General features: G+C 63.6%; 15 protein-coding genes and 1 riboswitch. Of the genes, 3 read left to right on the plus strand and 12 right to left on the minus strand.

Annotated features, from left to right (window positions below):
- Positions 1 to 84 precede the first annotated feature (84 nt).
- Together ribD and nrdR are read right to left on the minus strand one after the other, a co-directional pair.
- A complete protein-coding gene (gene ribD, locus IE125_RS12880) occupies positions 85 to 1,191 on the minus strand; it encodes a bifunctional diaminohydroxyphosphoribosylaminopyrimidine deaminase/5-amino-6-(5-phosphoribosylamino)uracil reductase RibD (protein WP_229809115.1) in 1,107 nt (368 codons plus the stop codon).
- A gap of 191 nt (positions 1,192 to 1,382) precedes the next feature.
- Positions 1,383 to 1,925 carry a transcriptional regulator NrdR gene (gene nrdR, locus IE125_RS12885; protein ID WP_189445081.1) on the minus strand — a complete coding sequence of 181 codons (543 nt, stop codon included), beginning with the start codon at positions 1,923 to 1,925 and terminating at the stop codon, positions 1,383 to 1,385.
- Positions 1,926 to 2,163: 238 nt separating this feature from the next.
- On the opposite strand from nrdR, the gene IE125_RS12890 reads away from it, so the two are divergent.
- The 3 genes from IE125_RS12890 to IE125_RS12900 all read left to right on the plus strand — a co-directional run bounded on the left by IE125_RS12890 (position 2,164) and on the right by IE125_RS12900 (position 6,417).
- Positions 2,164 to 4,005 (plus strand): sugar phosphorylase, encoded by a 1,842-nt coding sequence (locus IE125_RS12890; protein ID WP_189445082.1) that lies wholly within the window; start codon positions 2,164 to 2,166, stop codon positions 4,003 to 4,005.
- Between the two features lie 73 nt (positions 4,006 to 4,078).
- A riboswitch (Fluoride riboswitch) is annotated at positions 4,079 to 4,161 on the plus strand.
- Between the two features lie 136 nt (positions 4,162 to 4,297).
- The gene (gene crcB, locus IE125_RS12895; RefSeq protein ID WP_189445083.1) at positions 4,298 to 4,678 is read left to right on the plus strand and encodes a fluoride efflux transporter CrcB; all 381 of its coding nucleotides are present in this window, start codon (positions 4,298 to 4,300) and stop codon (positions 4,676 to 4,678) included.
- A 299-nt stretch (positions 4,679 to 4,977) separates the two neighbouring features.
- Positions 4,978 to 6,417, plus strand: coding sequence for a sensor domain-containing diguanylate cyclase (locus tag IE125_RS12900; RefSeq protein WP_189445084.1), 1,440 nt, complete (start codon positions 4,978 to 4,980; stop codon positions 6,415 to 6,417).
- 82 nt (positions 6,418 to 6,499) lie between these two features.
- On the opposite strand, the gene IE125_RS12905 is transcribed toward IE125_RS12900, so the two are convergent.
- The 10 genes from IE125_RS12905 to IE125_RS12950 form a co-directional block, all read right to left on the minus strand.
- On the minus strand, positions 6,500 to 7,396 hold the full coding sequence (locus IE125_RS12905; protein ID WP_189445085.1) for an MBL fold metallo-hydrolase: 897 nt from the start codon (positions 7,394 to 7,396) through the stop codon (positions 6,500 to 6,502).
- A 173-nt stretch (positions 7,397 to 7,569) separates the two neighbouring features.
- Entirely contained in the window at positions 7,570 to 8,790 is a 1,221-nt protein-coding gene (locus tag IE125_RS12910; protein ID WP_189445086.1) for a glycosyltransferase family protein, read from the minus strand.
- Between the two features lie 56 nt (positions 8,791 to 8,846).
- Complete coding sequence (locus IE125_RS12915) at positions 8,847 to 9,716, minus strand: HAD-IIB family hydrolase (protein WP_189445087.1); 870 nt, start codon at positions 9,714 to 9,716, stop codon at positions 8,847 to 8,849.
- A gap of 182 nt (positions 9,717 to 9,898) precedes the next feature.
- Entirely contained in the window at positions 9,899 to 10,930 is a 1,032-nt protein-coding gene (locus IE125_RS12920; protein ID WP_189445088.1) for a 2-dehydro-3-deoxygalactonokinase, read from the minus strand.
- Complete coding sequence (locus IE125_RS12925) at positions 10,927 to 11,613, minus strand: 2-dehydro-3-deoxy-6-phosphogalactonate aldolase (RefSeq protein WP_189445089.1); 687 nt, start codon at positions 11,611 to 11,613, stop codon at positions 10,927 to 10,929. The genes IE125_RS12920 and IE125_RS12925 overlap by 4 nt, the downstream gene beginning before the upstream one ends.
- Before the next feature lie 10 nt (positions 11,614 to 11,623).
- The gene (gene dgoD / locus IE125_RS12930) at positions 11,624 to 12,772 is read right to left on the minus strand and encodes a galactonate dehydratase (protein WP_189445090.1); all 1,149 of its coding nucleotides are present in this window, start codon (positions 12,770 to 12,772) and stop codon (positions 11,624 to 11,626) included.
- Between the two features lie 109 nt (positions 12,773 to 12,881).
- A complete protein-coding gene (locus IE125_RS12935) occupies positions 12,882 to 13,643 on the minus strand; it encodes a FadR/GntR family transcriptional regulator (protein ID WP_189445091.1) in 762 nt (253 codons plus the stop codon).
- 285 nt (positions 13,644 to 13,928) lie between these two features.
- Positions 13,929 to 15,191, minus strand: a complete 1,263-nt coding sequence (glyA, locus tag IE125_RS12940) for a serine hydroxymethyltransferase (RefSeq protein WP_189445092.1) — start codon at positions 15,189 to 15,191, stop codon at positions 13,929 to 13,931.
- A gap of 268 nt (positions 15,192 to 15,459) precedes the next feature.
- Positions 15,460 to 17,979, minus strand: coding sequence for an ABC transporter permease (locus IE125_RS12945; protein ID WP_189445093.1), 2,520 nt, complete (start codon positions 17,977 to 17,979; stop codon positions 15,460 to 15,462).
- Positions 17,976 to 18,725 carry an ABC transporter ATP-binding protein gene (locus IE125_RS12950; RefSeq protein WP_189445094.1) on the minus strand — a complete coding sequence of 250 codons (750 nt, stop codon included), beginning with the start codon at positions 18,723 to 18,725 and terminating at the stop codon, positions 17,976 to 17,978. Before IE125_RS12950 ends, IE125_RS12945 begins: the two co-directional genes overlap by 4 nt.
- Positions 18,726 to 18,797: the final 72 nt, after the last annotated feature.

Raw genomic sequence — 18,797 nt, forward strand, 5'->3', positions numbered from 1 at the left:
TCGGTCATGTCCGGCGCTACTGTGTCGCAAATCCGGTCATGTCGAAAAACCGACCCTATCGAGAAACCGACCATGGTCGGCACGTCAGGAAGTCGGTCGTGGCCTGGCGCTGATCAACCAGTCGTCGCCGAGCGCCCGAATATCATCGATGACCAGGCGGCGCTGCTCGCTCATCGTGGCCAGCCCGGGCAAGGCGAACAGCGGCCGCGCCTCGCTGCCTAGCAGTGTCGGCGCGACGAAGAGCTCGAGCTGATCGACGCAGTCGGCCTCCAGCAGCGCACCAGCCAGCGTCGCCCCGGTCTCGACCAGCACCTCATTGCAGCTCTCTTCGGTCGCCAGATAGCGCAGCACGGCATCGAACGCGACGCGGCCCTGCGCATTGGCCGGCATTGCCACCACGGAAGCACCAGCTTTTTCCAGCTTGCGCCAGCGCGGGCTGTCGGGGGATTCGAGCGTCAGCACGAGCGTGCGTCCGGGTTCACTCAGACAGGCCGCTGCCAGCGGCAGGCGCAGGTGGCTGTCGAGCACCACACGCAGTGGCTGGCGCCGCGCGATCGATTCGCCATCGTCCAACCCTAGCTGACCCGCTCGAACCGTCAGCCGGGAATCATCGAAGATGATCGACTCCACGCCGGTGAGTATCGCGCTGGACGACGCCCGTAGCCGCTGAACCTGCTGGCGTGCCGCCGGGCCGGTGATCCACTGGGATTCGCCGCTGGCCATGGCAGTCCGCCCGTCCAGGCTCATCGCCATCTTGAGCGTCACCCGCGGCAGACCATCCCGCATGCGTCGAATGAACCCTGGATTGAGCGTGCGCGCTTCGGCTTCTAGCAGTCCGACCTCGACCTCGACACCCGCCTCGCGGAGTCTCGCGAAGCCGCGGCCTGACACCTGCGGGTTGGGGTCCTCCATCGCGGCGACAACGCGCGCGATACCGGCCTCGGCCAGGGCCACGCTGCAGGGGCCGGTGCGCCCGGTGTGCGAGCAAGGCTCCAGCGTGACGTAGGCGGTCGCGCCCCGGGCCGCCTCACCGGCGGCCCGGAGTGCGTTGATCTCGGCGTGCGCTTCACCGGCTCGGGCGTGATACCCCTCGCCGACAAGCACGCCTTCCTTGACCAGAACGCAGCCCACGCGCGGATTGGGGTCGCAGGTGTACCAGCCTTGTCGCGCGAGACGGATGGCGCGGCTCATCCAGACCTCAGGCGTCTGGCCGCGGGACTCGTCGGGAGACTTGGACGTTTCGGCGTTGCCGACGATTTCGGGATTTTCGGACATGACGGCTCACAGACGTAATGGCTTTTCGCGAAGAGGCTCGTCGAAGGAAGCGGAACCGCCGCCGGCGGACGGGAATCGGTCAGCCGGCGTCAGCGCTGATGCCGGCCTCAGGATTTCCTCTTCGACTCCGATGGTCTCGACCTCGCTGCCTCGCTACTGCGCTCGCCCAGCGCGGCATCCTCGCGCTCCGTTTCTTTGGGCTCCTGCGCCAGCCGGTCGATCTCGGCGCGAAACTCATCCAGGTCCTGAAAGCGGCGGTAGACGGAGGCAAAGCGGATGTAGGCCACGTGATCGAGACGCTTGAGCATCTCCATGACCTCTTCGCCGATTTCGCGGGCCTCGACCTCGCGGTCGCCACGGGCCCGCAGCCGCTGGCGAATGCGCTCCACCGCAGCCTCGAACGACTCGACGCTGACCGGGCGTTTCTCCAGCGCCAGCGACATGCCGGCACGCATCTTCTGTTCGTCGAAGCTCTCGCGGGAGCCGTCGGCCTTGACCACCCTGGGCATGACCAGTTCGGCCGTCTCGTAGGTGGTGAAGCGTTCGCCGCAGGCGGCGCACTGACGGCGACGGCGCACCTGGTCCCCTTCCGCGACCAGCCGCGAATCGGTGACCTTGGTATCTTGCGCACCGCAGAATGGACAATGCATCGGCTCTCTACCTGGCGAAGCGGGCGATCGCAGCGGTCGCCACGCAGAATGATTTCATTCCGCGATTGTAACGGGTTGCGCAAGATACCGGAAATACGCCGGAATTCGCGGGCGATTTTCAAGTTGGCCCATCTTCTGCAAGGATAGAGTGACGATTCGGTCACATCCGGTGACGCATCGACACCGGCGTGCCCTCTCACTTCGCTCCAGGCCTCGCTGCATCAGGAACCGCCCAACCATGCCCAGTCGCGCCGCAAGCTACACCGCCCTTTCCGAAAAAGAGTTCATCGAACGCGCCAACGCGCGGCTTGAAGAGGTCTACGGGCCACGTCGCGACGAGATCATGCGACGCCTGATGACCCTGCTGGTGCACCAGCAAAGTGCAATCGATGGCCTGCCGCGGCCAACCTGGAGCGAGCGGGATCAGATCCTGATCACCTACGGCGATACCATCATCGATGGCGAACGCCCGCCACTGGAAGTGCTCGACGACTTCCTCGCCACGCGCCTCAACGGCACTTTCAGCGGCCTGCATATTCTGCCCTTCTTCCCCTGGAGCAGCGACGACGGCTTCTCGGTGATCCACTATCGCGAGGTCAATCCCAAACTCGGCGATTGGCAGGATGTCAGGCGTCTCGCCTCACGCGTCGATCTAATGGTCGATCTGGTAATCAACCACGTTTCCCGAGACTCTCTCTGGTTCACCGACTACCTCTCCGGCACCCAGCCCGGCCGCGACTACTTCATCGAGATGGATCCGGAAACGGATCTTTCGATGGTCACGCGACCGCGCAACTCACCGCTGCTGGTGCCGGTGTCTACCCGCCGCGGCACGCGCTACTTGTGGGCGACCTTCTCCGAGGACCAGATCGATCTCAACTTCGCCAACCCGGATGTCCTGATCGAATTCATCGGCATCATGCTGTTCTATGTACAACAAGGCGCGCGCACCATCCGCCTGGATGCCGTGACCTATCTCTGGAAAGAGGTCGGCACCTCCTGCGTTCACCTGCCGCAGACCCACGCCATCGTTCGACTGCTGCGCGCGATCCTCGATTTCGTCGCGCCGGGTACGCTGTTGATTACCGAGACCAACGTGCCGCATCACGAGAACATGAGCTACTTCGGTCTTGAGAGGCTGGGACCCAAAACGCCGAGTCTCGAAAATCAGCCCTCTGACAACCAGAGCCCCGAACAGGGGAGCGAGGCGCAGGCCGACGCCCGGCCCGACGAGGCGCACATGATCTATCAGTTCACGCTGCCTCCGCTTCTGGTGCATACCCTGACCAGCGGCGACGCGTCGGTACTCTCGGACTGGGCGCGCTCGTTGCCGCAGCTGCCGCCGGGGTGCACCTACTTCAACTTCACCGCCAGCCACGACGGCATCGGCGTGCGCGCGCTCGAGGGACTGCTGCCGCCTCACGAGCTGGAAATCCTGCTCGAACTGATGCACCGCTTCGGCGGCTACGTCAGCATGAAGACCAACTCTGACGGCAGTGACTCGCCCTACGAGATCAATATCACCTACTACGATGCCATGAAGGGCACCCGTCGCGGCGCCGATGCCTGGCAGGTCGAACGCTTCCTCTGCAGCCAGAACCTGATGCTGGCACTGCAGGGCATACCGGGCGTCTATTTCCACACGCTGACCGCCACACTCAACGACCATGGCGGTGTCGAACGCAGCGGCAAGCTGCGCTCGATCAATCGGCGTCGCTGGCCGAAAGAGGAGCTCGACGAGCTGATCGACAGCCGCAGCACGCCAACGCGCGAAGCCTTCACCTCGCTCAAGCGGCGTCTCAACATTCGCGCCAACGAACCCTGCTTTCACCCGGAGGCCGCCCAACGCGTGCTCGACACGCCGCCCGGCATCTTCGCCATCGAGCGCGGCCCGCTGGAAAACGGCCGTCGACTGCTGGCGATCTACAACATCAGCGACAAGCGCCAGCCGCTCGAGATCGATGAACTCGACGATGGCGAGTGGTACGACGTATTGAAAGACGGCAAGCGCTGGAGCCCCCACCCGGACGAACGCGACATCCTTCGCCCTTACCGCAGTCTCTGGCTGGTCCAGCCATGAGCGGCAGCCAGCCGGATACCGTCGCAGAACCCCGTCGGGCCGGGCTTGCCGCGGCCCCGCGGGCTGGATACAGTAAGTGAACGGAGATGGCATTCCTCCGGCTGCACCGCCTCATCGTGCAGTAAACCGCCCCGTGCTGATGATGCCTGCTATCGACGTCCCCAGAGCTGCACTTCACTACCTGATGTAGTGGCGTGCGGTCTGTGGTGGCGTTGCGCGCAGGCCAAGCCTCTTCCGCCTTGCCTGCGTTGATCGATGACTCCCTGACGCTCAAGACAAGGAACCCGACCGCATGTGGATCCCCATCGTCGCCATCAGCGCCGGCGCCGCCATCGGTGCCAATCTTCGCTGGTGGCTCGGCGCCCAGTACAACGGCTACTTTCTACACATACCGCCGGGCACGCTGATCGCCAATCTCGCCGGCGCCTGGCTGATCGGTATCGCGCTGAGCTTCTTCCAGGACTCCTCGCTCAGCGTCGAGTGGAAACTGTTTGTCGTCACCGGTCTACTCGGCGCGCTGACCACGTTCTCGACCTTCTCCGCCGAGATGGTCGGCGCTATTCAGAGCGGTCGCTGGCTTTGGGCGCTAACGGGCACGCTCGTTCACGTCATCGGCTCTTTCGCCATGACCATGCTCGGCATCGCTTGCTATGGCTGGATCCGGCACGGTTGATATCCGGAATCTCGTCAGTGGTCTGACGCTCGTCCGGATTTCGCGATGAGTTCGGTTCGACACGGGTGTCAGGTCAAGGCCGGAAGGCTCGCGGGAGACGGCCCGGGCCAGGAACAACGGCAGGCGCCTTAGCGTCTTCAGGCACACCGCCCCCCGGCCGATAAACCTAGGGAAAGTCAATGCACCGGACCTCGCGTCGAGACCATCTGGAACCGACGCAATGGCAAAGACTCGGCGTACACGGGAACCATTGAGCACATCTTTTGAAACCACTCGAACCGCTACCGCTAGACTCGGTGATGGACGCTACAGCGACCCATGGTTTGCGCCAGGCCGCACTTTTCGTCGCTTGGCTGCTGCTCTGGCGCATCTCCGCGCTCATGGAATATGCGCCCCACGCCAGCCTATGGTTTCCGCCAGCCGGTCTCAGTTTTGCAGCGTTCTTACTCTGGGGGCGTAGCGCACTTCCCGTATTGATGCTGGCAGCGGTCAGCGTCACATTCTGGGTCGACCATCTCTACGAATTACGCCAGCCAATCGAGGAGCTACTGCTCGCCGGTTTGCTATTTGGCGTCGCCCATTGCGGTACTTACGCATTAGGCGCCACCGTACTCAAGCATCTGGTTCGGGGAAGATCGGGGACCGCGGCACCGGTCGCCATACCGCTGTTCCTGCTGATTGGTTGTCTGACCACGCTCGTGGCCGCCGTCACGGGGACCGTGTCACTTTACGCCGTCGGGTTGATCGAGACACCCAATCTCGCCGCCATCTGGTTACCCTGGTGGATCGGCGACATGGTTGGCGTGATCGTTCTGACCCCCCTGTTCCTGGGCCTGTTGAGTTGGCGCTATCCCCACATCGAGTCTTGGCTGGGTGGACTAAGCTTCGCCCCGGAACATCAAGGCCGACGCCACTTCCTGGTCAAGCTGGGTATCTGCGCACTTCTGCTCACGCTGCTGATGCTGATATCCGCGAAAACCGGCGCTCCCGAGGTCGCGTTCGGAGCCTTCTTTCTTATCATCCCTCAGATGTGGATCGTTTATACCGAAGGGGCAATGCGCAGCGCCGTCAGCCTGACGATTTTCAGCACGCTGACCGCCGTGTGGGTCTCCGCGCTGGGACTGATCGAGCAATCGTTGACCTATCAATTCGCGATGTGCGTCATTGCCGCTAGCGGATATTTCGGCTTTACCGTCCCCTCCCTGATCGCCAACAATCGACAACTCAGCGAAATGGCATTTAACGACGGCTTGACGGGCGCGCTGAACCGGAATCGTTTCTTCGAACTCGCGATGCAAGCCAAACACGACGCCGAGAGACACCAGCAACCCGTCTCTTTACTATTAATGGATATGGACGCCTTCAAGCAGATCAACGATAGCTTCGGCCATGATGTAGGCGACCAGGCCTTGTTACAGCTATGCCGCACACTGAAGCTTGAACTGAGCCCTAAAGACCTGCTGGGGCGTTTTGGTGGCGACGAGTTTCTGGTTTTGCTTCCCGGAACCAACGCGGCGGCAGCCAGGAGGCGAATGAACACAATACAAACCAAGATAGGCACCCAACGTATTCCCGGCACGGAGCATCGGCTCTCGGCAACCGTGGTTCATGTCACCCTCGCGCCTTACGAGCGGCTCGAGGATGCCTTCACCCGAGCCGACCATGAGCTATTGCGAGTAAAGCGCCAGCGAACAGGCGCATCCAGGACACATGCAGCGGGCACTGAAGAGCCCAGATAGATCCGGAGATATAGCGTCCGGAATATCCAGGCGACTCCGTTGTGCTTTATTCCCGAAACGGACCCCGGCTCCGTCAATTAGCCTATAGCGCATTCAACGGAATCTTGAGATAGCGTTTTCCATCGTCCTCGGGATCCGGGAGTCGCCCGCCCCGGATATTGACCTGCAATGCATGCAGGATCAATTTCGGCATCGGTAGCTCGCGGTCACGACGCTGACGCAATTCGACATATGCCGCCTCGTTGCTGGTACCGAGCCGATGCTTGTTGGTGTCACGCTGCTCGCGCACCGAGCTCTCCCATCGAGGCTCTCGGCCCTCGGGCATGTAATCGTGCCCGGTGAACATACGCGTGTCATCGGGCAGCGAGAGGATAGCCTGGATCGAATGCCATAATTGGTGAGCGCTCCCGCCGGGAAAGTCGGCGCGAGCCGTGCCGAAGTCGGGTTGAAACAGGGTGTCATGAACGAAGGCGGCATCACCGATGACATAGGTGATCGACGCCAGCGTGTGCCCAGGCGAGTGCATGACCTTCGCCTCCAGCTCGCCAAGCCGGAACGTTTCGCCATGTCGGAACAAGCAACTCCACTGTCGGCCATCCGCCGGTAGCGAAGGCCAGTTGTAGATCGACTTCCACAGCGCCTGAACCTCTGTCACCGGCTGCCCGATGGCGGTGGGGGCTCCCGTTTTGTCGTGCAGATAGCCGGCCGCCGAAAAGTGATCGGCGTGAGGATGCGTATCGAGAATCCAGACGAGCTCAAGGGCGTTTCGTTCGACATAAGCCAACAGTTCATCGGCGTGATGCGTGGCTGTCGCGCCGGCGTTCTCATCGTAATCCAGTACCGGATCAATGATCGCGCACTGCTTCGTGGCGGGATCGCTGACCACGTACTGCACGCTGAAGGTGCGCGGGTCGAAAAAGCCGGCAACATCGGGACGGCCCTGAGCCGCATCGCCGGGAGAGAGCGCAAACGTCTTCATGCTGACTCCTGAGTCTGACGGAAATCACTTCAGGATAACGCCGAATAAGTTATAACGTTAGACGCCTTGCCAATATGGGAAGTGCGCTGGCCTACGCTGTATCCGCAAGCCGAGAGCGTCACGAAGCCCACACTCGATGTGGGCTTTGACACACCTGGAGAGCGCCGCCCGACTCAGACGTCGCCGGTGTTATCGAGCTCGACCGCCTCGTAGAGTCGATCCTGGAGGTCGGGGATCGCCGCCTGAACCCGGTTCCAGCTGGGGATGAAGGGCTTGTCGCGGGGCGATTCGAAGAAGGCGGCACCCGCCTGCATGATGTTGTCGGCAAAGAGTTCGACGGCGGCTTCCTCGCTGTGACGGTCGAGCTTGAGCCCGTTCATCGCGGCATCGTGATCGTAGGCCTCGATCAGATCCAGCGCGATGCGATAGTAAGTCGCCTTCACCGTGCGGAAACTCTCGACGCTCATCTCCACACCCAGAGTCGCCAACTTGCGGTACATCGCCTTCGCGATATCCATGCTCATGCGATTGAGGCCGCCGCTCGGGTCCTCCTCGGAAACCGGCTGGTGCTTGTGATCGTAGGCATCGGCGATATCGACCTGACATAGGCGTTTGGTCGAGAAGTTGCGATGGACCTCGGACAGCACGCCGATCTCGAGCCCCCAATCGCTGGGAATTCGAATGCCGTCGAGAACATCGGCACGCATGGAGAATTCGCCGGAGAGCGGGTAGCGAAAGCTGTCGAGATAGTCGAGATACGGCAGCGGCCCGTAGATCATCTTGAACGCGCGGATCAACGGCGTGACCATCAGCCGCGCGACGCGGCCGTTGAGCTTGCCGGAGGCGATACGCGAGTAGTAGCCCTTGCAGAACTCGTAGTGAAAGCGCGGGTTGGCCACCGGATAGATCAACTTCGCCAGTAGACCGCGATCATAGGTGACGATATCGCAGTCGTGCAGCGCGACCGCTTCCGCCTTGCCCGAAGCGCGAACGTAGCCCGAACAGTACCAGACGTTGCATCCCTTGCCCGGCTCGAGCGGCGCCAATCCCTCGCTGGCGAGCTCCTGCTGTAGCGCCTGCAGTCGCGGCCCGTCATTCCACAGAATACGGTGGTGCTGCGGCAGGCGCGAGAAGAACTCCTTGGCTTTCAGAAACTGGTCACGGTTGGCGCGATCCAGTCCGATGACGATCTCGCTGAGATAGGGCACCTGGCAGAGCTCGTCAACAATATGCGACAGCGCCGGCCCTTCGAGTTCCGAGTAGAGCGATGGCAGGATCAGCCCCATCGGCCGAGTGCGCGAAAAGCGCTTGAGATCGGTCTCGAGTGCCTCAACCGAGCGTCTCGTGAGGTTATGAAAATTGGTAACGATACCGTTCTGGTAAAAATCGCTCATGAGGCGTCCTCAACGTATTGTCATTGCGGCGGCGTCCGTGTCGCCTCCGTCGGTCGTCATCGACCGAGCGGTGCCGCATCCGATTCTGTCAGGTGCTGCCACCAGTGCTCGACACCCTCCGCCCATCCGCTCGGGCCGAGTGCCGACGTGCGATAGACGCGCTCCTTGTCGAGCGCCATTGGCTGGCCATGCCCCGCGGCGATGACGACCGAGAGATCGGTCGCCGCAAGCAACGCCAGATCGTTGGGACCGTCGCCAAGCCCCAGGGTTCGCGGTCGGTAGCCGCGCAGGGCCTCGAAGCGTGCCACGAGCCAGCGCACTGCCTGCCCCTTGTCGACCGCGCCCATGACATGCCAGAAGCGTCCACCGCGGGTCAGCGTCAGGCCATCGGTCTCGAGTGTCTCACGCAGGTCTTGCAGTTTGGCGTCGTCGTCTTCCCAGACCAGTGGCTCGCTTCCTTCACGAGACATCGCCTGCTCGGCGCCGGTAACGCTCAGGCCAGTGAGTTCGACCACGTCGTCGACGCTCATTTCTCCCATGCGACGAAATGCAAGGCCATGGCGCTCGCGAATCACATCGAGCCGACGGCGGATGAAGTCGACATCCATGCTCGGTGTCTTGATGACCAGTCCTTCGGGCGAAGCCGGGTCACGATCGAGCCGCGCATGCTGCCAGGAGGGAGGAAGACCGATGACCGCGCCGTTTTCGGCGATGAACGGTGTCTGCGTCAGGCCGAGTTCCTCGCGCAGGGCCAGCAGCTCCGTACGCGTCTTGCTGGTGGTGGGAATGACCGGTACGGCTTCCTGCTCCAGCCGCGAGAGCCACGGCGCTGCCGGCTGCCAATCGTAGGAATCATGGTCGAGCAGCGAACCATCGAGGTCGGTGAAGATCAGCAGCGTTGGCTGGTTGAGTGCCGGCTGGTTCATAGCGTCGTCCTTTGCCCCATTCACGTTCGATCCATCGGCACGTCTGCTTTCCTGCGCTGGACGTGCCGCGATTGCCGGGACCGTTGAGTGAAGGTAGCACGGATCGTGCCAACGCAGAGGAGGCTCGTTATCGCGGGCTGCCAGCCGCGACGGCCGTCACCATCAGCGAGATGCGGCGCACCTCAATGGTGCAAATTGGCCCGCCAATGGGCGCGATGTCGCTGCGCGATCGCCAGCACGCCGGCCAGGGTCGCGCGATCGCTGTCGATGGCATTGACCTCGAGTCCGGCCGCCTCGAGCGCCAGCGTGTAGCTGCGCCGAAGTGATTCGGCGCCGACCAGGTTGACGCGCTCGATCTGCGGACGGGCGTCGCGCATCGCCCTCACCTCCTCGCCGATCAGCACGCCGGAAAGAAAGCTGCCGACCTGATGTGCATCCAGACCCGCGTACAAATGCCGACTACGCCCCTCGAAAAGCGCGTGCATGACGCCTCCCGGGCCGCCGGCCCGAGACAGCCCCAGCCGGAAAGCGGGCTCGTCGAATGGGGCCTCCTCTCTCGCCGGCTCACCCGGCAGCGTATGAAAGCGTACGGCGTGATAGAGCTCACCGGTCATCAGCGTGGTGAAACCGGTCATGCGACCAGAGTCGAGATGTGCCCACTTGCTGTGGGTGCCGGGCAGGCAGCAATCGATGCTGGTCGAATCGGCCCCTGCTTCGGACAGCGCCAGCGCGCCGAATGCCTGCACTTCCTCGCCGCGCATCACATCGACGTGCTCGGCCGTCACCTGCTTGACCCCGGGAACGATCCAGGCGTCATCGAGGCCCGGCGCGGCGATCACGTGATCGGCCAGCTCGGCAGCAGAGACCGGCAGTTCGAGCTGCGGCGCCTCGGCCCAGCCTCTCGCCGATCCGACCATACCGGCGAGATAGATCGGGATCGATTTAGCGCCCGAAGCCGCGCCATTTTCAGCGCCCGAAGCCGCGCTGGTGCCACTTTTAGAGCCCGAAGCCGCGCCATCGCCCCGTCGCCAATCCTGGATCTGCGAGGCGCAGTAATGCGGAAATTCATCCTGACTCAACGCCCGCAGGCCGGAGGCCGAACGTCGGATGTCGAGCACCTCACCGCTATCGCTGTCAACGAGAAAAGCGCGGAAATTGCTCGTGCCCCAATCAATGACGATCAAGCGTTCGTCTTGCGAAGATGCCGATGTCATGCGTCCGCCTCACGCTCGAGATGATCGGCGTGCCGCGCCACCTCGGTCAGGCGCCGCCACTCCTCGACCAGCGTCGCGGCGATCTCTCCGACTTCCTCGGCCTTGCGCCCCGGCTTGTAGAGATTGCTGCCGAAACCGAATCCCGCGATACCGTGCGCGTGCCATTCGCTCATGTTGCTCTCGTCGATGCCCCCCACCGCCAGCACGGGCAGCCCCTTGGGTAGAATCGCGCTGATATCCTTGAAGTAACCGGTGCCCAGACGCGCTGCCGGGAACAGCTTGAGGGCCGTGGCGCCGGCCTTCGCTGCCGCCAGAGCTTCAGAGGGTGTCATGCAGCCGATCATCGGCGCCAGGCCCTGCTCGACGCCAGCGCGAATCACTTCGGGGTCCGTATTCGGTGTGATCAAGAGCGACGCGTCCAGCTCGGCGAGACGCTCGGCATACGCCGGGTCCAGCACCGTGCCGGCACCGATCACCACATCATCCGGGCAGCGCTTGGCGATCTTCGCGATGCTTTCCCACGCCCGCGGCGAGTTGAGCGGAATCTCGATCAGCTTGAATCCGGCCGCGACCAGCGCATCGAACACCCCGTCGATCTCTTCCGGCGTGATTCCGCGCAGAATCGCCACCAGCGGTCGCTCGCGTAGCGCTGTCTCGAGCGCAAACTTGCGTGTCTCGTTCATGGGTGTCTCCTCACCACTCTGCCACTGAGCCGTCGTCGTGCGTCCACACCGGGTTGCGCCAGCGGTGTCCGACCTTCGAGCGCTCCTCGACAAACGCTTCGTCGATCTCGACACCGAGCCCCGGGCCATCGGGGATCTTGCAGTAGCCGTCGGTGATCGATAGCGCGTTCTTGTCCACTAGGTAGTCGAGCACGTCATTGTCTCGATTGTAGTGGATGCCCATGCTCTGCTCCTGGATGAAGGCGTTGTGATTGACCGCATCCACGTGTAGCGAGGCGGCCAGCGTCAACGGCCCCAGCGGGCAGTGAGGCGCCAGCGCGACATCGAAGCACGACGCCAGCGTCGCGATCTTCATGCCCTCGCTGATGCCGCCGCAGTGAGACAGATCCGGTTGCACGATATCGACCATGCCTTCGGCGAGCAGATCGCGGAACTGGTAGCGGGTGTGCAGTCGCTCACCGGTGGCGATCGGATAGCTCAAGCCGCCAGCGATGTGCTTGAGGCTCGGCAGGTGCTCCGGCAGTACCGGCTCCTCGACGAACATCGGGTGGTAGGGCTCGAGTTCCCGCAGCAGCGCCTTGGCCATCGGCCGGTGCACGCGACCGTGGAAATCGATACCGATGCCGACATCCGGACCGACGGCATCGCGCGCCTCGGCGACGCGCGCCACCGCATCATCCACCTTGGCATGGGAGTCGACGATCGCCATCTCCGCGGTCCCGTTCATCTTGAATGCGGTGAAGCCCTTGTCGACCAGCGCCTTGGCACCGGCACCGACATCGGCAGGCCGGTCGCCGCCGGTCCAGGCGTACATCCGCATGCGATCGCGGCAGGCGCCGCCCAGCAGCTGAGACACCGGCACGCCGAGATCGCGCCCCTTGAGGTCCCACAGCGCCTGATCGATACCGGCAATGGCACTCATCAGGATCGGGCCACCGCGGTAGAAACCGGCACGGTAAAGCGTATTCCAGAGATGCTCGATACGATGCGGGTCTTGCCCGATCAGATAGTCGGCCAGTTCGTGGACCGCCGCCTCGACGGTCGCGGCACGCCCTTCCACGACCGGTTCTCCCCAGCCATAGCAGCCCTCATCGGTCTCGATCTTGAGAAACAGCCAGCGCGGCGGTACCTGCCACGTCTTCAAACGGGTGATTTTCACGAAGCGTTCTCCCTGTGAGTCGCAGGCCGCACTGCGGCGGCTGGATGATGATCGGTCTATCGAGTCGGGGTCGCGCCCGTGGCAACCGCTCGGCGCTCATGCCTTGGCCTCACTGCGGCATGGCGATGGCCGGCGGGTTGGCCACGAGATCCTCCATACCGAGATCACGCCCGGTTCGCTCGAGTACGGACAGTGCGCCTGCCGCCGCGCCCTCGGGGTCTCTCAGGCGAATCGCTTCCATGGTGGAACGGTGGCGAGACATGCTGTCCTCGAGCTCGTCCGCGCTGTGGTTGGAGCGCGAGACGATCAGCGCGATCGCCGGCTTGAGCACGTGACTGATCTGCGCCCATATCAGATTGTGCGAGGCGGTGAAGATCGCCTCGTGGAACGCGACGTCATAGTCGTCATGGCTCTTGCCCTGCCAATGCAGGTCCGGCTGCGCCAGTGTCTGGATCATGCCTTCGAAGGCAGTCTCGATGGCGAGCAGATCGGTGGCGGTCGCATGCGTCGCCGCGAGCGCGGAGACAAAAGGTTCTACCGCCACGCGAAACGCGAATACCTCACGCTGTAGCTGCGGGTTGGGCTGCGCATAGCGGGCCATCCAGGCGCTGACCTGCGGGTCGAGCAGATGCCACGCAGCCAGCTCGCAGACCCGGGTGCCCTGCCCGGACACCCGAATGACCAGGCCGGCGTTGACCAGCTTCTGCAAGGCGCTGCGAACGGTGCTGCGACTGACGCCAAAGCGTGTGCAGAGATCGACTTCGCGGGGAATGGTCGCGCCAGTGGCGTACTCACCGCTGAAGATGGCTTCGGCAAGCACTTCGGCGATGTCGATCCGCGTTTCGCGACGGGAAGAGAGTTCTGCTGACATGGGCCCCAACGGTCGAGATGTTCGACCCATTATCAGCTATGTCGGACATAGTCGCCAGCCAGCGGCGACCGCGACACGTTAGACCTTCGTCAACGACGAGACCAAAGTCGTAGGCGTTCAGCAGCGAGCGAACTGGCGCCGGTTGCGGGGCGCCAAGAAAAGCCACGAGCCACGGCAGCAAGCATGGCGCGCGGGGCGACGCGTGGAAACGTGGCGCCTTCGAAGACCTTGCCCAAAACGACGAAGCCCCGGCGGACCGGGGCTTCGCGACGTCGACAGTGGACGTTACTTGTAGACCGGCAGGCGGCCGCAGATGGTCTCGACCTTGGCTTTCACCGCCTTCTCGACCTCGCTCGAATCGCCCTGCTGCATGGCATCGAGAATATCGCAGATCCAGCCGGCGAGATCCCGGCATTCGGTCTCGCCGAAACCGCGCGTCGTAACGGCAGGCGTACCGATGCGCAGGCCGGAGGTGACGAACGGGCTCTGCGGGTCACCGGGGACGGCATTTTTATTGACCGTGATATGAGCACGGCCCAGAGCCGCATCCGCGTCCTTGCCGGTCAAACCCTGTTTCACCAGAGACAGCAGGAACAGGTGATCTTCGGTGCCACCGGAAACGACCTCGAAGCCCCGCTCGATGAAGACGCCAGCCATCGCCTGGGCGTTCTTGATCACCTGCGCCTGATAGGTCTTGAATTCCGGATCCATCGCTTCCTTGAAGCAGATCGCCTTGGCGGCGATAACGTGCATCAGCGGGCCGCCCTGACCACCGGGGAAGACAGCCGACTGCAGCTTCTTCTCGATATCGGCATCGTTCTCGGCCGAGAGAATCAGTCCGCCGCGCGGACCGCGCAGGGTCTTGTGGGTGGTCGTGGTGACCACGTGCGCATGGGGCAGCGGACTCGGGTAGAGTCCGGCAGCGACCAGACCGGCGATGTGCGCCATGTCGACCAGCAGATACGCCCCAACCTCATCGGCAATCTCGCGGAACTTCGACCAGTCGATGATCTGCGAATAGGCAGAGAAACCGGCGATGATCATCTTCGGCTGGTGCTCGCGGGCGAGCTTGGCGACCTCGGCGTAATCGATGCGGCCGCTCTCGTCGATACCGTACTGCACGGCATTGTAGTGCTTGCCGGAGAAGTTCGGCTTGGCGCCGTGGGTCAGGTGGCCACCCGCGTCGAGGCTCATGCCGAGCACGGTATCGCCGGGCTTGACCAGCGCCTGGAAGACCGCACCGTTGGCCTGGGACCCGGAGTGCGGCTGCACGTTGGCGTAGCTCGCGCCGAACAGCGCCTTGGCATAATCGATCGCCATCTGCTCGACCACGTCGACATGCTCGCAGCCACCGTAGTAACGCTTGCCGGGGTAGCCTTCCGCGTACTTGTTGGTGAGCTGCGTACCCTGCGCCTGCATCACGCGCGGGCTTGCGTAGTTTTCGGAAGCGATCAGCTCGATGTGCGCTTCCTGGCGCACGACTTCCTGCTGCATCGCGTTCCACAGGGCATCATCGAATCCGGCGATCTGCATGTCTCGGGTGAACATCGATGGTAATCCTCGGCAAGGGATGATTCGAGCCGAAGTCGGCAGGTCGATGGCCGCTTCGGGTTCAAGATTGGTGGGCCGCAATCATACCCCAGCGCCGGCGGGCTTTCCTATGAAACTCCGTCATGCGCATGACCATATTTACTCACGTTGGCTTTAGCCCCGGTAAAGCGTTGCCAGGGGCGACATCGCCGTTACCAGCGACGCCAACCCCCACCCTATCTCGCCTGTATTCGACGCCGTTGGCTCGAAGCGAGAAGCTCGAAGCTCAAGTCTCCCCCAGCAGACGCAAGCTGGCCATCGGCGACTGGCGCCGACTGCCGCGAGAGAGCAGAAAACCGATCAAGCCCACCAGAAGAGCGCCAGCCAGCGGCGTGACAAGCCACATCGCAAGATGCACGGTCGGCTCGAGTCCCAACCAGAGATAGATACCGAGCGCGGCGATCTCGGCCAATGCCGCGCCGAGCAATCCGCTGGCGAAGCCGAGCAGCGCGAACTCCGCCCACTGCATGCGCGCCAGCAGACTGTCCCCTGCGCCGAAGACACGCAGCAGCGCGCCCTCATGCGCCCGCGCCGGCCGACTGGCAGTGAGCGCGGCATAGAGCACGCTGACTCCGGCCAGCAGCACGAAGCCCAGCACGAACTCCACGGCTCGAGTGACCTGACCGAGAATACCGCGCAGCTGCTCGAGCAAGGCATCGACGTTGATCACGGAGATGCCCGGGTAGCGCTTCACCATCTCCCCGAGTACCGGGTCGTCAGGATCGTCGAGGTGAAACGAGGTCAGGTAGCTATGCCCGAATTCATCCAGCGCCCCGGGGGGAAAGATGATGAAGAAGTTGGGCTGGAAGCTCTCCCAGTCGAGATGACGCAGACTGGTGATACGGCCAGTGACACTGTCGCTGCCAACCGTAAAGGTCATCTCGTCGCCGAGGGATAACCCCAGCCTCGCGGCCAGCGCCTGCTCGACCGAAATCGGCAGGGCACCGTCCTCGAACGGCTTGGCATTCGCGCCGAACCAGGTACCGGCGGTGACGGTATTTCCTGCCGGCAGATCCCCTCCCCAGGTGAGATTGAGATCGCGACGCAGCGCCCCGTCGCCCCGGCTCTCTTCGGGGACCGCCTCGCGCGCCGGCTGGCCGTCGATGGTCGTCAGTCGGCCAGGCACCATCGGCGACAGTGGACTGGCGTTGCTGGCCGCTTGCCGGATCAGAGCGCTGACGCCCTCGCGCTCCTGCGGCTGGATGTTGATGGCGAAGTAGTTGGGCGTGTCGGGCGGCATCTGCGCCTGCCATTGACTCAGCAGATCGCCACGCACCACGGCAATGATCGCCATCGCCGCGAAAGTGATCGAGAACGCCAGCAGCTGGCCGAGACTCGCCTGGCGTCGGCGCGCGAGCTGCCGGCCGCCCAGCTGCCAGGCACGCTGCCTCGTACCGGAGCCTGGCCAGCGGTCGATGCCCCGCAGCAGCAGCGCCAGCAGTGCACGACCGACCATCATCAGCACGATCAGCGCGACCAGACCGCCAGCCAGAATGCCGATCGACAGCGTCAGATCTCGCGAATAGAGCCACAGCAGCGCACCGAACACCAGACTGGCGGCAGCCACGACCACCCAACCCGCGGCCGGCACCGGGTCGAGCTCCCGACGCAGCACCTTCAGTGCGCTGACGCGCTTCAGACGCAGCAGCGTCGGACCGGCAAAGCCGACCAGCACGGCCAGCGCCGTGAGTACGCCCATCAGCCAGGGTAGCCCGCCCGGCGGCGGCAGCTGCAGCGGCAGGAAGCGCGTCAGCAGCGACAAGAGCCCGGCCTGGCCGACGAGGCCCAGGAGCGCGCCGACCACCGAGGCGGCAATGCCAAGCCAGGCCAGCTGCCAGGCGAAAAGCTGCCCCAGCTGGCGCTGGGACGCCCCGAAGCAGCGCAACAGCGCAGCGGTATCGAGATGACGATCGACATAGCGCCGCGTGGCCATGGCGACCGCCACCCCGGCCAGCAGCACCGCCGCCAGACCGGCGAGGCTCAGGTATTTCTGGGCGCGCTCGAGCGACCGCCCCAGACTTGGCCGATCGACGCGAACGTCACGCACCTGCACGCCATCACGACGTAACGCGTCAAGGCGCGCCTGAAGACTGTCCACGGCTGCCGGTGCCCCCTTGGCCAGCAGCTCGTACTCGAGCCGAGAGCCGGGACGCACCAGGCCGGTGGCGTCGAGATCGGCCATATTGAGCATGATACGTGGCGTCAGGCCGGCAAACCCCGCCTGCTGGTCCGGCTCGCGGTCGATCAAGCCAGTGACCTCGAGAGAGAGCGTGCCCACCTGCACGCTGTCGCCGATACCGGCATCCAGCAGCCTTGCCAGCCGCGGCGCGATCCAGGCATGACCGGCAGAGGGACCATGGGCGAGCGATTCGACACCCTGGCCGAGATCGACTCCGACGCTGCCGTAGAGCGGATAGTGATCGTCGACGACCTTGAGACCGGCGGGCTGGAAAGCGTCCTGCAAACTCACCATCGATACCATGTCGACCTGATCGCTCAGCGCGAGCCCGGCCTCGGTCAGCGTCCGGCGCAATTCGTCGTCGAAAGGCTGGCCGTCCTCCAGCACCAGATCGCCGCCGAGCAGCTGCCCTGCCTGACGCGTCAGACCGCGATCGAGACGATCGAGAAAGAAACCGATCATCGTGGTGGCCGCGACCGCCAGCGCCAGCGCGACGAAAAGCGCCCTGACATCAGCGGCCCGCAGGTCACGACGCAATCCCTTCAGCGAGAGCCCGATCAATTTCACGATGTCACTCCCCGGGCATTGGCGGTCGGCGATTCGCTGCGGTGCTCGCTGGCAGCCGGAAGCAATCTGCCGTCGTCGAGCTGCAGCGCCCGATCGCAGCGACGCGCCAGCCCGAGGTCGTGCGTTACCAGCACCAGCGTCGTTCCAGATTCCCGGTTCAGCGTGAACAGGAGATCGATGATCCTCGCCCCCGTGGCTTCATCGAGGTTGCCGGTGGGCTCGTCGGCGAAGACCAGATCCGGCTCGGCCACGAAGGCGCGCGCCACGGCGACCCGTTGCTGCTCGCCCCCGGAGAGCTGCTTGGGCAGGTGATCCAGCCGCGCCCCGAGCCCCACACGCTCGAGCCACTGACGACTTTTGGCCGTAACGTCTTGCCGTGGCGACAGTTCCAACGGCAACATGACGTTTTCGATAGCGGTCAGAGTGGGTAATAACTGGAAGTTCTGAAAGACGAAGCCGACGCGCCCGGCTCGCAGTGCAGCCCGCCCATCCTCGTCGAGATCACCCAGCGACTGGCCGAACATCGTCAACTCGCCATCGCTCGGTGAATCCAGGCCAGCCAGCAGTCCGAGCAGGGTCGACTTGCCGGCGCCGGAACTCCCGACGATCGCGACACTCTCACCGTGTTCCACCTCCAGCGAAAGCGCGTCGAGGATCACGAGCTCGCGATCTCCGCTTTTTACCCGTTTGCCGAGGCCGCTGGCAGATAGAATTCGATTTTGCTGATTGTCCGAGGAGTAAGACATGGAACCTGGTTTCCCTGAGCCTGGTTTGACATCGCCTGTCGCCCGGAAGGCGAGACGCACGGTTTGGGTGCT

The organism is Salinicola rhizosphaerae, assembly GCF_014652715.1.
GTDB classification, from domain to species: domain Bacteria; phylum Pseudomonadota; class Gammaproteobacteria; order Pseudomonadales; family Halomonadaceae; genus Salinicola; species Salinicola rhizosphaerae.